Below are 15,280 nucleotides of genomic sequence, written 5' to 3' on the forward strand. Positions count from 1 at the left end.
TGGAAGCTCCGGCGCGGCGCTTCATTCCGCTTAGCGGAAAACAGATTGCTGCCGCCGCGGCTTGCTGCAGTGCAGGCCATGCGGCATGATCCGGCCCTCGAAACGGACCTGATGGAACGAGGTCCGCGCTGCAAGGGAGGATTGGAATGAGACGAGTTTTGGCCGGCGTGTTGGCCTGTGCGTTTGCGATCTCAGCGAATGCGTCGCTGGCGCAGGACAAGCCTCCGCTGAAGCTCGGCGGCATCCTCGATATGTCGAGCCTCTATGCCGACATCACCGGCTCGGGCAGCGAAACCGCCGCCAAGATGGCGGTGGAGGATTTCGGCGGCGAGGTGCTCGGCCGCAAGGTCGAGATCGTGGTCGGCGACCATCTCAACAAGGCAGACCTCTCTGCCAACATCGCCCGCGACATGATCGACAACCAGGGCGTCGAGATGATCTTCGACGTCGCGGCATCCGCGACCGCGCTCGCCGCTGCCGAGATCGCCAAGGCGCGCAACAAGATCATCATGTTCAACGGTCCGGGCTCGATCCGCCTGTCCAACGAGGCCTGCGGCCCCTATACCGTGCACTACGTGTTCGACACCTTTGCGCAGGCCAATGTGACCGGCCTTGCCGCGGTGAAATCCGGTCTCGATACCTGGTTCTTCCTGACCGCGGACTACGCGTTCGGCCAGGACCTGGAAAAGGACACCAGCAACGTCGTGGTGAAGTCGGGCGGCAAGGTGCTCGGCAGCGTGCGGCATCCGATCAACACCTCGGACTTCTCGTCCTTCCTGCTGCAGGCGCAGGCCTCGAAGGCCAAGGTGATCGGCCTTGCCAATGCCGGCGGCGACACCATCAACGCGATCAAGCAGGCGGCGGAATTCGGTCTCACCAAGAGCGGTCAGAAACTGTCGCCGCTATTGGCCTTTGTCACCGACATCGACAGCGTCGGGCTCGATACCGCGCAGGGCCTGTTGCTGGCGGAAGCCTTCTACTGGGATCTCAACGACGACAGCCGCGCCTTCACGAAGCGCTTCATGGAACGCACCAAGCGGGTGCCGACTTCGGCACAGGCCGGCGTCTATTCCTCGGTGACGCACTATCTCAAGGCGGTGAAGGCCGCCGGCACCACCGATGCGGCCGCCGTCATGAAGGTGATGAAGGAGACCCCGATCAACGACATGTTCACCAAGAACGGCAAGATCCGCGAGGACGGCCGTATGGTGCACGACATGTATTTGTTCGAGGTCAAGAAGCCGTCGGAATCGAAGGGCCGCTGGGACGACTACAAGCTGGTGGCGACCGTGTCGGGCGACCAGGCCTTCCAGCCGCTGTCGGAGTCACGCTGCCCGCTGGTGAAGAAGTGACGCGAAGCGTCATTCCGGGATGGTCCGAAGGACAAGACCTCAGGTGCGCAACTGCGCACCGGGGAATCTCGAGATTCCGGGTTCGATGCGTTGCATCGCCCCGGAATGACGAATTCAAAACAACAACGAAAGGCAAAACGCCATGAGCGATAATCAGATGGTCCTCCAATCCCTCGACAAGGGCCTGCTCACCATCACCATGAACCGTCCCGATCGACGCAACGCGCTCAATCCCGACATGACGCGCGGCCTCGTCGAGGCGGCGCGGCGGGCGCAGGACGATACCGAGGTGCGCGCGGTGCTGATGCGGGGCGCCGGCGGCACCTTCTGCGTCGGCGGCGACGTCAAGTCGATGGCGGAAGGCCGCGCCCCGCTGCCGTTCGAGGCCAAGATGGCCAACCTGCGCCGCGGCATGGAGGTCTCGCGCATCCTGCACCAGATGCCGAAGCCGGTGGTGGCGCAGCTCGACGGTGCGGCGGCCGGCGCCGGGCTCTCGATCGCGCTGTCCTGCGACCTCCGCGTTGCCGGCGCCTCCTGCAAGATCACCACCGCCTTCGCCAAGGTCGGCTTCTCCGGCGACTATGGCGGCACCTATTTCCTGACCAAGATGCTCGGCAGCGCGAAAGCGCGCGAGCTCTACATGATGTCGCCGGTGCTGTCGGCGCAGGAAGCCTACAACCTCGGCATGGTCTCCAAGGTGGTGCCCGATGCCGATGTCGAGGCCGAGACGTTGGAGCTGGCCCGGTCACTGGCGCAGGGCCCGTCGGTGGCGCTCGGCTACATCAAGCGCAACATCAACAATGCCGAGACCATGACGCTGGAGGCCTGCTTCGACGGCGAGGCGATCCATCACACGCGTGCCGGCGAGACCACGGACCACAAGGAAGCGGCAAAAGCCTTCGTCGAGAAGCGCAAGCCCACCTTCCAGGGGCAGTAGACCATGGCCGAGTACATGCGGCTGCGGCAGATCTGCCTGGTGGCGCCGCAGCTTGCGCCCGTCATCGCGGACATCTCCGCGATCATGGGCCTCGACGTCTGCTATCGCGACGGCAACGTCGCGAAATACGGCCTCGAGAATGCGCTGCTGCCGGTCGATACCATCCTGCTCGAAGTCGTCGCGCCGTTCCAGCCGGGGCCGGGCACGGCGGCCGGGCGCTTCATCGAGAAGACCGGTGGCCGCGGGGGCTATATGGCGATCTTCGCTTGTGAGGATCCCGACGCGCGCGGCGCCAAGGCCAATGCGATGGGCGTGCGCACCGCGAATGTCATCACGCACGCGCCGTATCACGGCGTGCAACTGCACCCGCGCGACTGCCGCGCTGCCTTCATCGAGTTCAACCACACTGACGGCAGCGATGACATCCTGGGGCCGTATCCGCCGGCCGGCCCGGACTGGCAGAAGTCGATCCGCAAGGACACGACGCTGTCGCTGACCGAGGTCGAGATGCAGAGTCCCGAGCCTGAGGGGTTGGCGGCGCATTGGGGCAGGATCATCGGCATTCCCGCCGATGGTCCCGTGGTGAAGCTGCCGAACAACACCTTCCGCTTCGTCAAGGGCGACAGCGAGATCATGAGCGGCTTGACGTTCAAGGTCGTCGACAAGGCGAAGGTGCTGGAGGCCGCAAAAGCCAGAGGCTGTGCGGTGAAGGGCGACGAGTTCCTGCTCAGCGGCGTGACGTTCAAGCTGACGGCGTGATTTCGTAGCCCGGATGCAGCGAAGCGAAATCCGGGACCGGGCTCTTCGCGGACAGACCGCCCCGGATTGCGCTGCGCTGCATCCGGGCTACGGGATTCATCCGGGCTACGGGACTACAAAACCCGTCATCCTGAGGAGCGCGTAGCGCGTCTCGAAGGATGTACGGCCGTCGGCCGGACCGTTCATCCTTCGAGACGGCCGCTGCGCGGCCTCCTCGGGATGACGGGCGAATGGTTGAGCTCGCTGTAGCGATCCAATATCGTCAAGAGCAACAACAATAATCGGGAACACGCCCCCATGCCGCATTCGCTCGATACCTTCTTCGCTCCAGAAAGCATCGCGCTGATCGGCGCCTCGCGCGATCACGAGAAGATTCCCGGGCGGTTGCTCGCGATGCTGCGCAAGAACGGCTATCCCGGCGCGCTCTATCCGATCAATCCGAATTATGACGAGATCGACGGGCTGAAATGCTTCAAGTCGGTCGCCGAGATCGGCGCGCCGATCGATCTTGCCGTTATCGTCATTCCCGCGCGTGCGGTACTGCCGGCGCTGGAGCAATGCGCCGCAGCCGGCGTGAAGAATGCGGTCATCATCTCATCCGGCTTTGCCGAAGAGGGCGGCGACAGCGCTGACATGCAGGACGCGATCGTGGCGCTGGCGAAGCGGACCGGGATGCGGATCTCCGGGCCCAATGCCGAAGGGTTTTACAGCCAGGTGCAGAAGGTCGCCGCGACCTTCAGCCCGACCGTCGACGTCAAGCCGGATGCGCCCGATCTGGCCGCGAGCAGGCGGCGGATCGGCATCGTCGCGCAGAGCGGCGGCATCGGCTTTGCGATCTATCATCGCGCCAAGGCGCTTGGTGTCGCGCTCAGCTATGTCGTCAGCGCAGGCAATGAGAGCGATCTCGGCGCCGGCGAGTTCCTCGACTACATGGTGCAGGATGCCTCGACCGACGTGATCCTGCTGTTCATCGAGGGCATCAGGGACGTCGACAAGTTCCTGGCGGCGGCGAGGCGCGCGGCAGAGCTCAGGAAGCCCGTCATCGTAACCAAAGTGGGCCGCTCCGGCGCCGGCGAGCGCGCGGCGGCCTCGCACACCGCGAGCATGGCGGGCTGGTCGGCGGCCTATGACGCGGTGTTCGCGAAATACGGCTTCATCGTCTCCAACGATCTCGACGAGGCCGTGACCATTGCCGCGGTTCTGACCACCAATCCGCTGCCGGAGGGCGATCGCGTCGCGGTGCTGACGGTGTCCGGCGGCGCCGGCATCTGGGGCGCCGATACCGTCTCGATGCAAGGCCTGCGCGTGCCGGAGCTATCGGCCGCGATCCAGAGCCAGATCAAGCAATGGATGCCGTCCTATGGCGCGGCGGGCAATCCGGTCGACGTCACCGCGCAGGGCGTCTCCTCCGGCGGGCTGCAGAAGAGCATCGAGCTGTTCGACACATCTGATGAAGTGGACGCGACGCTGGTCGTGCTGTCGCTGTCGAGCGAGACGCGGATGCCGTTCAAGGAAGCCGAATTGAAGCCGGTGATCGCGGCGCAGCACAAGCCGGTGGTGTTCTATTCCTACACGCTGCCGTCGCAGTTCGCGCGGCAGGAGCTGGCCAAATCGGGCGTGGTGGTGCTCTCGGGGCTGACCCATGTTGGCGTCGCGATGCGGCGGCTGGCGGACTATGCCGCCTTCAAGCCCGCGCCGGAGATCGCGGCATCCGCGGCGCAGGCGCGCGATCTCTCCGCGCATCTCAAATCGAAGACGTTGTCCGAATATGACAGCAAGGCGCTATTGCGCGCGGCCGGGATCGCGTTGCCCGACGAGGTGCTGGTGACCGACCGCGACGGGCTTGATGCTGCGATCGAGCGCGCCGGATTTCCACTGGTCATGAAGATCCAGTCGCCCGCGATCGCACACAAGAGCGAGGTCGGCGGCGTCCGCGTCAACATCGCCGCCAAGGGCGCGGCGTTCACGGCCTATCGCGACATGCTGGAGGCGGTGCAGAAGCAGCGGCCGGGCGCTGAAATCCAGGGCGTGCTGGTCGGGCCGATGGCCAGGAAGGGCGTCGAGATCATCGTCGGCACCATGACGGATGCGACCTTCGGGCCGATGGTGATGGTGGGGCTCGGCGGCATCACCACCGAACTGTTCAAGGACGTGGTCTATCGCCCCGCGCCGGTGAGCGCGGCTGAAGCGGCCACGATGCTGGAGACGCTGAAGGCCGCGCCGCTGTTGCACGGCTTCCGCGGCGCGCCGAAGACGGATGTCGCGGCACTCGCGCGATTGATCTCGCAGATTTCAGTGCTGGCGGCGCAGCACGCAAGCGAGATCGCCGAGATCGAGGTCAATCCGGTGCTGGTGCATCCGGAGGGACAGGGCGTCACGATCGTCGACGCGCTGGTGGTACCGAAGGGATAGCGCGCCATCTCCCCACCGTCGTCCCGGCGAAGGCCGGGACCCATACGCTGCGGCCCGCGGAAAGGGCACAAGGGGAGACGGCTTGTCGCGCCACTCGCATCGGTGGTTGATGGTGTGGACGGCCCCCTACGGCATCAGTGTGCCAGAATGAGGTTGTCTAGATCTCATACATGGGAGCCGTCCGTGAACCAGATTATCCGCATTGGGATTGATACGTCGAAGTATATTTTTGTGCTGCATGGGGTTGATGCGGCGGAGCAGGTGGTGCTGCGCAAGAAGCTGTCGCGCAAACAGGTGCTGGAGTTCTTCGCCAAATTGCCGCCGACCGTGATCGGGATGGAGGCCTGCGGGGCTTCGCAACATTGGGCGCGGGAGCTTTCCAAGCTCGGTCACGAAGTGAAGCTGATGGCACCGCAATTGGTTAAACCCTACGTGATGCGGAACAAGAATGACGGGCGGGATGCAGAAGGTCTGTGTGAAGCGATGAGCCGGCGGAGCATGCGCTTCGTGCCGGTGAAGACGGCCGAGCAGCAGGCTGCGCTGATGCTGATGGGCGTCCGCGACGGATTGATCGTCCGGCGCACCCAGCTGACCAATACGATCCGCGGCCATGCGGCGGAGTATGGCCTGATCGCACCCAAAGGACTGGACGCGATCGAGCCACTGCTGGCGCGGATTGCGCAGGACGAGACGCTTCCCGCCCTGGCACGCGAGCTGTTTGTGGTGCTGGGCCGGGAGCGCGCCAGGCTCGAGGGTGAGTTGAAGGCGGTTGAGGCCAAGCTGATGGCCTGGCACCGCGGCGATGCCACGGGCCGGCGCCTGGCTGAGATCCCCTCGGTCGGTCCGATCGTTGCAACCGCGCTGGTGATGAAGACACCTGATCCGCACGCGTTCCGTTCTGGTCGTCATTTTGCGGCCTGGCTGGGATTGACACCCAAGGACCACTCTACCGCCGGCAGGACCAGGCTTGGCAAGATCACGCGGGCGGGCGATGAGGACCTGCGCCGTCTGCTGGTCATCGGGGCCACGGCGGTGATCCAGCAGGCCAGGCGCGGACGCGGTCATCACTCGCGCTGGCTGCTGGCCCTGATCCAGCGCAAGCCGCCGAAGCTTGCGGCCGTGGCGCTTGCCAACAAAGTAGCCCGTATCGCCTGGAAGTTGATGGCGACGGGCGAGAGTTACGAGGCGGCACGGATCAAGCCCATGACAGCCGCCGCCTAATCGATTGGCCGGCCGGCGGGCTCGCTCGCCGGTCGACCCGGAGCTGCAGGAGCAGATGGAGCGATCGATCGAGCAACGATGCGAGACAATCCGTGGGACCCATCGGCCGTCAACAGGTCGCCTGGTTGTTTGGAACTCGCATCGCGCAACCCATCTTGGCCAGCGATCGACCGATCGCACTCAACAGGCCGGACATATGGATGCAAGCGATCCGATCTCACCAAAAAGCTCTTGTGCCACGGGGGCCGTCCACATATGGGTCCCGGCTTTCGCCGGGACGACGTGTTGAGAGAGACGGGCGCGCAGCTTCACCGCCCCTTGAAATTCGCGACGCGGCGTTCGGCCGTCGCCTTGACGCCTTCCTTGAAGTCTTCGGTCGCGCGCAGCTTGGTCTGCTCGGCGAGCTCGTGGTTGGTGGCGGCGAGCACGCGGTCGGCGAGGCCGGCGCGCATGGTGGCGCGGGTCGAGACCAGGCCGAGCGGCGAGCATTCGGCGATCTCCTGCGCGAGCTTCATGGCTTCGGCCCGCACCTGGTCCTGCGGCACCAGCACATTGGCGAGGCCCCAGCGATAGGCCTCTTCGCCGGTGACGCGGCGGCTGGTGTAGAACATCAGCTCGGCGTTGTTCTTGCCGATCAGCTCCGGCAGCGTCGTGGTCAGGCCGAAGCCCGGATGGAAGCCGAGCTTGGTGAAATTCGCCGAGAAGCGCGCTTCGGGGCAGGCGACGCGGAAGTCGGCGGAGACGGCAAGGCCGAGGCCGCCGCCGATCGCGGCACCATGGATCGCCGCGACGATCGGCTTCTTGTTGCGGAAGATGCGCACCGCCTGAACGTAGAGATGGTTGATCGGCAGGTTGGAGGCCGGATCGCTCTTGGCGCGCTCTTCCTGCTCCTGGCGGGCCGGATCGCCGAAATTGGCGCCGGCGCAGAACGCCTTGCCTTGCGCCGCCAGCACCGAGGCGCGGATCTCGATATTGTTGTCGAACTCCTCCAGCGCGTCGGCGATCTGGTTGATCAGCGCGACGTCGAAGAAATTCAGCGGCGGCTTTCGGATTTCGATCAGGCCGACATGGCCGTGGGTTTCGACGCCGATATCAGTGTACTTGGTCATGATCTGTCCTCGTTGAACTAGCGAAGGCGAGCCCGCGCGGCTAGCGCAGACCAAGTCCGCGGGCGATGATGCCGCGCAGAACTTCGGTGGTGCCGCCCTGGATCGTCAGCTTGGGCGCGGTCTTGATGGCGAAATCGAGCTGCTTTTCCAGCGTCTCGCGGTTGGTCGCGGTCTCCTCGACGAAGGCGGCGAGATCGCGCACGCGATGCGGCAGCTGCTGCTCCCAGACCGTGCCGATGTCCTTGACGATCGAGGCTTCGACCACCGGCTCCTTGCCGGCCTGCAGCATGCCCGCGACCGACACCGACATGCGGCGCATGGTGTGGACCTGCGCCACCAGGCGTCCGATGCCCTCAGCGCTGCGGGTGTCCGGGTTCTTGCCGACCGCGCGCACGAGCTCGGTGAGCACGTAGTAAGTCTCGAGGAAGCGCTCGGGGCCGGACCGCTCATAGGCGAGCTCCGACGTCGCCTGCTTCCAGGCGCCATCGACCTCGCCCAGCACGTGATCGTCGGGCACGAAGTAGTCGGTGAACACGACCTCGTTGAACTCGAACTGGCCGGTGATCTGGCCGATCGGATTCACCTGGATGCCGGGCTGCTTCATCTTGACCAGGAACTGGGTCAGGCCGTGGCGGCGGTTTTCCTTGGTCGGCGGCGAGGTGCGGAAGATCGCGATCATGTAGTCGGCGATGTGCGCCGACGAGGTCCAGATCTTGGTGCCGTTGATCAGATAGCCGCCGTCGGTCTTGGTCGCGCGGGTCTTCGCCGCGAACAGGTCGGAGCCGGAGTTCGGCTCGCTCATGCCGATGGCGAAGCAGACCTCGCCGCGGCAGATCCGCGGCAGGATATCCATCTTGATGTGCTCGGGGGCGTATTTCAGCAGCACCGGCCCGCTCTGGCGGTCGGCGACGAAGAAGCGCCGGGTCGGCGCGTTCGCCACCCGCATCTCCTCGGTCACCACGTAGCGCTCGAGGAACGAGCGCTCCTGGCCGCCATATTTCTTCGGCCAGGTCATGCCGAGCCAGCCCTTGGCGCCGACGCGGCGGGAGAATTCGGGCGCGTCGTTGTCCTCACGGTTCGGCGCGTGGGGATCGAAGGTGCCGGCGGCGATTTCCTCGGCGAGGAAGGCGCGCACTTCCTTGCGGAGCTGCTCGCACTTTTCCGGCAGGCGGATCGGATCGAAACGAAGGGCTGCGGTCATGATGTCCAGTCCTGATCTTTCTGTCCTGATCTCAGCGCGAAGCCACCAGCGGCCACAATTCATCGGCGCCACGATTCGCGACGAGCTTGCCGAGCTCGACCGCCCAGTAGCTCTCCGAGCCGAAATCGTCGCGCCAGGCCAGCGCCCGCAGCGAATAGCGGTGCAGGATGTGCTCGATGGTGAAGCCGATCGCGCCATGCACCTGGTGCGCGATGCCGCTGCCTTTCTCGGCCGCTTCCGAGCAACGGATTTTTGCAGAGGCCGCTTCGAGGAACACCGCGTCGGTATCGAGCGACGTGGCGTTGACGATCGTGTCGGCCGCCGAGGTCGCGGCGGCCAGTGCGGCGGCGTTTTCGCCGGCGAGGCGGGCGAGGTTGTGCTGCACCGCCTGGAATTTCGAAATCTTCTTCTCGAAGGCGACGCGCTCGTTGGAATAGCGCACGGAAATGTCGAGCATCGCTTCCAGCGCGCCGGCGATCTGCAGGCTGCGCACCACGCCGCCCATCAGCATCAGCGTGGTCTGATCAAAACCCTTCGGCGCCGGCCTGGTCGTGACCGGCTGCACCTTGTCGAGCGTGACGGTGTCGTTGTGATCGCCGCCGAGCCCGATGCCGGATTCGATCCGGCACTTGGCGGCGTCGACCAGCGCAATCGACACCCCGCCATTGCCAACAGCCAGCACCGCGAAATGCTTTGCGTCCTTGGCAAACGGCACGCCGCGGGCGCGGCCGGAGAGGCTGCCGTCTGCGTTGAGCGTGACGCGGTCCTTCGGGCTTGCCGGCAGCACGGTCATCTCGCCTTCCGGAGAGTTGATCTTGCCTTGCGTCAGCAACCAGCCGGCCAGCATTGTTTCGGCCAGCGGAACGGCAATCGCATGCCGTCCGGCGACGTTGAGCACGCTAAACCCTTCCGCAAGACTGGCGCCGGAACCGCCGAGATCGTCGGGCACCCAGGACAGCGGCAGGCCGGCTTCGGTCAGCGCCTGCCACAGCGGCGCCTTCCATGCGCCCTGCTTGTCGTGATTGATGGTTTGGGCATCCGCGAGATCGGCGAAAATCTTTTCCGCGGTCTCGGCGACGATGTTCTCACTCTCCGCCACAGCGTTCCTCGTGTTGATTGGCTCGGGCTGGCCGTTCGGCCATGCCCTGCTTGTGATGTTGTCTTGCGCTCAATGATGGGGAAAAGCCATAGCCGTGACAAGCGCTGCCCGCAGGGCCACTTGCGCGGATGGCATGAAGCCGGACGCTTTGCACGAATTCCGCATTGTGAACTTTCGATGGTCCCTGTTTGCATGCCACGCGCGGGAGCGGATCGGCCAGCGACATCTGTTCAGTCCGCCAGATGAAACTCGATCGCCTTCCGCATCAGGTCGGCGAACTCGGTCTCCTGGGTGACCAGCGCGTCGTTCAATCCTGCGACGCACAGCACCAGCGGTTCGTTCGATTCCGCAATCGGCGGCAGGTTCATGGCGACGGCGCCCGCGCCCGGCGTGACCAGGCCGAGCGAGAAGGCGTGCCCCTTGGCGCGGACCTTCTTCAGCTCCAGCAGCAGCGCCTTGATGTCGACCTGCCGGTCGGGCCGGGTCTCGTTGGCGTTGATCAGGCGCACCAGGCGGCGCACCTCCTTGTCCGGATAGGCCGACAGCAGCGCATACCCTGATGCGGATCGCGCCAGCGGCCGCAGCGTTCCGGCCTTGACATACAGCCGCATCGGCAGCTTGGCCTGAATGATATGGACATACTGCGCGCTGAGCCCGTTGCGCACCGCGAGCATGATGGTCTCTCCGGTCCGCGCAGAGAGCTCTTCCATCAAATTGACCAGGCGCCCTTTCGTGAACAGCGTCGGGCTCAGCCAGTGCCCCAGCATCGAGATCCGCGGCGTCGGGATATAGGTGCGGCGGCTGGTGTCATAGTGGAGATAGCCGAACGCCGTCATCGTTCGCATCAACGCCGAGGTGCTGGACTGCGGGAACTTGAGGGCGGCCGCGACTTCGATCGCGGAAGCGGCGCGCTGGTGCTCCTCGAAGAATTCGAGCACATCGAACACGCGCCGCGCCGACTTGACCGCATTGTCCATTTTCGGCAGGTCGCGCGAGGTGTCGCCGGGGAAATCGGGGCCGTCGAAAGTCCGCGCGCCGGCAGCCGCGCCGGCCTTCGCCAATTCTTTCTTCGCCACCGGCATCGCTATCGTCCCTGCTGCGCCACCCGCCGCTTCAGCCACCAGCCATATTGCTCGGGCCAGCTCGTCCACTCCGGATCGCATCCGAGCGCAAGTGCCGTCTGCGCGGGCCAGTTCGGATTCCACAGCAGTTCGCGGCCGAGCGCAATAAGCGTCGCCTTGCCGTCCCGCAAAATGGCTTCGGCGTAGTCCGGTTCGCGGATCAGCCCGACCGCCACCGTCGGCATGCCGACTTCCTTCTGGATGCGCTCGGCGAACGGCACCTGGAAGCCGGGGGTGCGCGACACCAGCGAATTGCCGCGCGGCAGCTTCATGCCGCCCGACGAGCAGTCCACCATATCGATCCCGATCGCCTTCAGCTCGGTCGCAAACGCGATCGAGTCCTCGATCGACCAGCCAATGTCGACGCCATCGACCGACGAGATGCGGACGAAAGCCGGCAGATTGTCCGGCCATTCCTCGCGCATGATCGCCGCGATCCGCAGCGGCAGGCGCATGCGGTTCTCGCGCGACCCGCCATACTGGTCGTTGCGGTTGTTCGCCAGCGGCGACAGGAACGAGTGCATCAGATAGCCGTGCGCGCAGTGCAGCTCGATGACGTCGTAACCGGCCGCCCTGGCACGGCGAAACGCCTGGCGATAGTCGTCCACCAGGGCATCGATCTGCTCTGACGTCAGCATCTGCGGCGCGGGCCAGCCGTCGTCGAAGGGAATGCCGCTCGAGGCCGCGATCTGCCACGGGCCTTCGCCGCGCGCCTTGATGTCGGCCTCGCCGAGCGGATTGCCGCCTTCCCACGGCCGCTGCGAGGAGCCCTTGCGGCCGCCATGGGCGATCTGGATCGCGGCCTTGGCGTTGAAGCTGTGGATCAGCCCGGCGAGGGCGGCGTGGTCCGCGATGTGCGTATCGTCCCAGATGCCGAGGCAGCCATGGGTGATGCGCCCCTGGGTGTTCACCGAGCTCTGCTCGACGAACACGAGGCCGGCGCCGCCGGCGGCGAGCTTGCCGATATGCGCGGTGTGCCAATCGGTGGCGCGCCCCTCCTGCGCCGAATAGGTCGCCATCGGCGAGACCATGATCCGGTTCTTCAGTTCGAGGTCGCGCAGTTGCAGCGGGGTAAAGAGCAGCGGCAGTTCGGTCATGCGATCTCCAGCCTTGCCTGTGGCTTCTTGCCTGTGGTGCGTGGATTCGTGCGCGCAATCATTTCTTCAGCAGCGGGCAGGCGCTCTCCTCGGGCGTCGCGAACGCCTCCTTGCCCGGGATCACCTGAACCAGCTTCTCGTAGTCCCAGGCGCCCTTCGATTCGGCCGGCGACTTCACCTGCACGAGATACATGTCGTGGATCAGCTGGCCGTCCTCGCGCACGAATGCGTTGCGGGCAAAGAAGTCGTCGATCGGCATGTCCTTCATCTGCGCGATCACCCTGGGGCCGTCGTCGGTGCCGGATTTCTCCACCGCCTTGAGATAGTTCATGACCGCGGAGTAGAGACCGGCCTGCACCATGGTCGGCCGCTTCTTGGTCCTGGCCATGAAGCGCGCGGCAAAGTCGCGGGTCTTGTCGTCGAGATCCCAATAGAAGGCGGTCGCCAGCTGCAGCCCCTGGGCGGCCTGCAAGCCGATCGCGTGGATGTCGCTGGTCTGCATCAGGAAGGCTGCGAGCTTCTGCGTGTGCGCCATCCCGAATTCCTGCGCCTGCCGGATCGAGTTGGCGAGGTCGCCGCCGGTGTTGGCAAAGGCGATCACATCGGCCTTCGAGCTCTGGGCCTGCAGCAGATAGGACGAGAAATCCATGCTGTTGAGTGGATGCCGCACCTCGCCCGCGATGCTGCCGCCGACCTTCTCCACGGTCCTGGCCGCGTCGTTGCGCAGGGCGTGGCCGAAGGCGTAGTCGACCGTGACGAAGTACCAGCTCTTGGCGCCCGATTTGGCCAGCGCCCGAACCGTGCTGTTGGCGAGCGCATAGGTATTGTAGGTCCACTGCACCGAATTCGCCGAACAGCCCTTGCCGGTCAGATCGGAAGAGCCGGCCGACGACACCAGCATCGCCTTGTTCTTCTGCTTGGTGAGCTCGAGCACGGCGAAAGCGACGGCGGAATTGGCGAAGTCGACGATGACGTCGACATTCTCCTGCTCATACCAGCGCCGCGCGATGCCAGCGCCGATGTCCGCCTTGTTCTGATGGTCGGCATCGACCATCGCGATCGGCTTGCCCAAAACCTTTCCGCCGAAATCCGCGATCGCCATCCGGACCGCTTCGACCGCGCCGGGGCCGGCAGCATCGGCGTAGAGGCCGGCCTGATCGGTCAGCACGCCGATCTTCACCGCGTCGTCGGAAATCTGCGCGTGGGATGGCGCGGCGGCGAAGGCGACTGAAAGGATTGCAGCGCTCGCGGCGACCCATCCGTATCTCGATATCATTGTCCTTGGTTTCCTCTAGTTCGATTGCCTTATGGCGTTGGTCTTGTCTTGCCGCAGGTCGATCATGCCCGGATGCGACTGCGGATCCCTGTCCGCGCCGAGCAGCACGTGTTTCTGGATCTTGTTGGTCGAGGTCAGCGGCAGTTCGGCCACGAAGGCGATCCACGCCGGCAGCTTGAACGCCGCCAGGCGTTCGCGGCAGAAGCGAAAGATGTCTTGCGCGAGCTCGCGTGAAGCATCGGTGTCGTCGTTGCTCACGATGAACGCCGCAACTTCCTCGTCGCGGATCGGATCGCGCGCGGCGACGACCGCCGCCTGCTTGACCAGAGGCGACGTCGTCAGCACGGCCTCGACCTCCGCCGCCGAGATGTTCTCGCCGGCGCGCCGGACCAGGTGCTTCAGCCGGTCGACGAACACGAAGGCGCCGTCCTCGTGCTGCCAGGCGCTGTCGCCGGTGTGAAACCAGCCGCCGCGCCAGGCCTGCTCGGTGGCCTCGGGGTCCTTCAGGTAGCCGGAAAAGAACCCGCGCCGCGGCGTCGCTTCCGAATGGCGCACGCAGAGCTCACCGACTGCGCCTGCCGGCAGCGCATTGCCGTCGGCATCCAGAATGATCATTTCGAGCCCGGGCACGCTGCGGCCGATCGTGTTGGTCTCGAGATGGCGCGGTTCGACCGTGTTGAACGGACTGCGTCCGGTCTCCGTCATGCCCCAGCCTTCGACGAAGGGGATGCCGAAGCGTTCGCCGGCCCGCGCGCGCTGCTCGGGATTGGCGCCGACGCCCATCGAGAAGCGCAGCGCATGGGCTTTCTCGTCCGGCGTTTCCGGCTGCGCCAGCAGGGCCGCGACGATCACGCCGAGATAATGCAGCACGGTTGCCCGGCACGCGACGATGTCGCGCCAGGCATGTTTCGCGTTGAAGCGTTCCGGCAGGATCAGGCAGCCGCCGGTCAGCATCATCGCGATCGGGGTCAAGGTCAGGCCGGCCATGTGGAACAGCGGCAGCGGGCTGTAGAGGCGCTCCGTTCCGGCATGATACGTGGCCTCGCCGCCGTGGCTGACGTACCAGCGGCCGGTCGAGACCACGTATTCATTGGTCAGGATGCATCCCTTCGGCCGCGCCGTCGTGCCTGATGTGTAGAGCAGCGCAGCCTCGGTCGCGCTTCCCGGCTCGCCGGCGCGCGGTGGTGGCCGCTGGGCGTGCGGGACTTTCTCGACGCTGGCGCCGAGATCGTCCCCGGAGACGGTGAGCAGCGGAACGTCGCCGGTCAGCGCCTTCTGCAATTCCTTCTGATCGGCCAGCGTGACGATCAGGTCGGGTTCGGCATGCGCGATCAGGTACGCGATTTCCGCCGCGCGATAGGCCGGGTTGATCGGAACGATCGAGACGCCGATGCCGTTGAGCGCCAGCCAATGCACGATGAAATCGGGCCGGTTCTCCAGCAGCAGGCAGGCGCGGTGTCCGTGGCCGAAGCCTGCTGCGCGGTACAGATCGCGCAATGCGCAGACCTGCCGCGCGATGGCGCCATAGGACAGTTCGACGCCATCGGGAAAGTATGCGCGGTCGGGACGCGCGGGAATGCAGAGAAAGGGTTTGAACGCTGCCGCATCGGATGTCGCAGCAAACGTGCTGAACACGGTGTACATCGTGGCGAAACTTCCCTTTGACGGCCGCTGATCGATGTCAACGATGCAGATC

At 65.2% G+C, this 15,280-nt stretch carries 12 protein-coding genes; 5 read left to right on the top strand and 7 right to left on the bottom strand.

All coding sequences use genetic code 11. The features are described from left to right. The first annotated feature begins 146 nt into the window (after positions 1–146). The 5 genes from JEY66_RS02265 to JEY66_RS02285 all read left to right on the top strand — a co-directional run bounded on the left by JEY66_RS02265 (position 147) and on the right by JEY66_RS02285 (position 6,681). On the top strand, positions 147–1,352 hold the full coding sequence (locus JEY66_RS02265; protein WP_026191980.1) for an ABC transporter substrate-binding protein: 1,206 nt from the start codon (positions 147–149) through the stop codon (positions 1,350–1,352). A gap of 142 nt (positions 1,353–1,494) precedes the next feature. Continuing rightward, positions 1,495–2,289: an enoyl-CoA hydratase gene (locus JEY66_RS02270; protein ID WP_016840375.1), complete on the top strand. Its 795-nt coding sequence runs from the start codon at positions 1,495–1,497 to the stop codon at positions 2,287–2,289. A 3-nt stretch (positions 2,290–2,292) separates the two neighbouring features. Next, a complete protein-coding gene (locus JEY66_RS02275) occupies positions 2,293–3,048 on the top strand; it encodes a VOC family protein (RefSeq protein WP_016840374.1) in 756 nt (251 codons plus the stop codon). 297 nt (positions 3,049–3,345) lie between these two features. After that, positions 3,346–5,460: an acetate--CoA ligase family protein gene (locus JEY66_RS02280; RefSeq protein WP_018269160.1), complete on the top strand. Its 2,115-nt coding sequence runs from the start codon at positions 3,346–3,348 to the stop codon at positions 5,458–5,460. A 183-nt stretch (positions 5,461–5,643) separates the two neighbouring features. Then, entirely contained in the window at positions 5,644–6,681 is a 1,038-nt protein-coding gene (locus tag JEY66_RS02285; RefSeq protein WP_018269073.1) for an IS110 family RNA-guided transposase, read from the top strand. A 308-nt stretch (positions 6,682–6,989) separates the two neighbouring features. On the opposite strand, the gene JEY66_RS02290 is transcribed toward JEY66_RS02285, so the two are convergent. The 7 genes from JEY66_RS02290 to JEY66_RS02320 all read right to left on the bottom strand — a co-directional run bounded on the left by JEY66_RS02290 (position 6,990) and on the right by JEY66_RS02320 (position 15,228). Continuing rightward, positions 6,990–7,790 (bottom strand): enoyl-CoA hydratase/isomerase family protein, encoded by an 801-nt coding sequence (locus JEY66_RS02290; RefSeq protein WP_018269159.1) that lies wholly within the window; start codon positions 7,788–7,790, stop codon positions 6,990–6,992. A 40-nt stretch (positions 7,791–7,830) separates the two neighbouring features. Beyond that, positions 7,831–8,991, bottom strand: coding sequence for an acyl-CoA dehydrogenase family protein (locus JEY66_RS02295; RefSeq protein ID WP_018269158.1), 1,161 nt, complete (start codon positions 8,989–8,991; stop codon positions 7,831–7,833). Positions 8,992–9,022: 31 nt separating this feature from the next. Further along, positions 9,023–10,090 (bottom strand): acyl-CoA dehydrogenase family protein, encoded by a 1,068-nt coding sequence (locus JEY66_RS02300; RefSeq protein ID WP_018269157.1) that lies wholly within the window; start codon positions 10,088–10,090, stop codon positions 9,023–9,025. A 230-nt stretch (positions 10,091–10,320) separates the two neighbouring features. Then, entirely contained in the window at positions 10,321–11,172 is an 852-nt protein-coding gene (locus JEY66_RS02305; protein ID WP_016842392.1) for an IclR family transcriptional regulator, read from the bottom strand. A 2-nt stretch (positions 11,173–11,174) separates the two neighbouring features. Then, positions 11,175–12,308: an NADH:flavin oxidoreductase/NADH oxidase gene (locus tag JEY66_RS02310; RefSeq protein WP_016842391.1), complete on the bottom strand. Its 1,134-nt coding sequence runs from the start codon at positions 12,306–12,308 to the stop codon at positions 11,175–11,177. 58 nt (positions 12,309–12,366) lie between these two features. Further along, on the bottom strand, positions 12,367–13,584 hold the full coding sequence (locus tag JEY66_RS02315; RefSeq protein WP_018269156.1) for an ABC transporter substrate-binding protein: 1,218 nt from the start codon (positions 13,582–13,584) through the stop codon (positions 12,367–12,369). A gap of 15 nt (positions 13,585–13,599) precedes the next feature. Next, positions 13,600–15,228: an AMP-binding protein gene (locus JEY66_RS02320; RefSeq protein WP_063709264.1), complete on the bottom strand. Its 1,629-nt coding sequence runs from the start codon at positions 15,226–15,228 to the stop codon at positions 13,600–13,602. Positions 15,229–15,280 lie beyond the last annotated feature (52 nt).

Origin of the sequence: Bradyrhizobium elkanii USDA 76, assembly GCF_023278185.1 — a bacterium.
Lineage (GTDB): Bacteria > Pseudomonadota > Alphaproteobacteria > Rhizobiales > Xanthobacteraceae > Bradyrhizobium > Bradyrhizobium elkanii.

Bases quoted from the DNA above. Each gene is read 5' to 3' on its own strand.
- JEY66_RS02290 (WP_018269159.1), bottom strand. From the start codon at position 7,790: ATGACCAAGTACACTGATATCGGCGTCGAAACCCACGGCCATGTCGGC.
- JEY66_RS02305 (WP_016842392.1), bottom strand. From the start codon at position 11,172: ATGCCGGTGGCGAAGAAAGAATTGGCGAAGGCCGGCGCGGCTGCCGGC.
- JEY66_RS02310 (WP_016842391.1), bottom strand. From the start codon at position 12,308: ATGACCGAACTGCCGCTGCTCTTTACCCCGCTGCAACTGCGCGACCTC.
- JEY66_RS02275 (WP_016840374.1), top strand. From the start codon at position 2,293: ATGGCCGAGTACATGCGGCTGCGGCAGATCTGCCTGGTGGCGCCGCAG.
- JEY66_RS02265 (WP_026191980.1), top strand. From the start codon at position 147: ATGAGACGAGTTTTGGCCGGCGTGTTGGCCTGTGCGTTTGCGATCTCA.
- JEY66_RS02320 (WP_063709264.1), bottom strand. From the start codon at position 15,228: ATGTACACCGTGTTCAGCACGTTTGCTGCGACATCCGATGCGGCAGCG.
- JEY66_RS02295 (WP_018269158.1), bottom strand. From the start codon at position 8,991: ATGACCGCAGCCCTTCGTTTCGATCCGATCCGCCTGCCGGAAAAGTGC.
- JEY66_RS02315 (WP_018269156.1), bottom strand. From the start codon at position 13,584: ATGATATCGAGATACGGATGGGTCGCCGCGAGCGCTGCAATCCTTTCA.
- JEY66_RS02270 (WP_016840375.1), top strand. From the start codon at position 1,495: ATGAGCGATAATCAGATGGTCCTCCAATCCCTCGACAAGGGCCTGCTC.
- JEY66_RS02280 (WP_018269160.1), top strand. From the start codon at position 3,346: ATGCCGCATTCGCTCGATACCTTCTTCGCTCCAGAAAGCATCGCGCTG.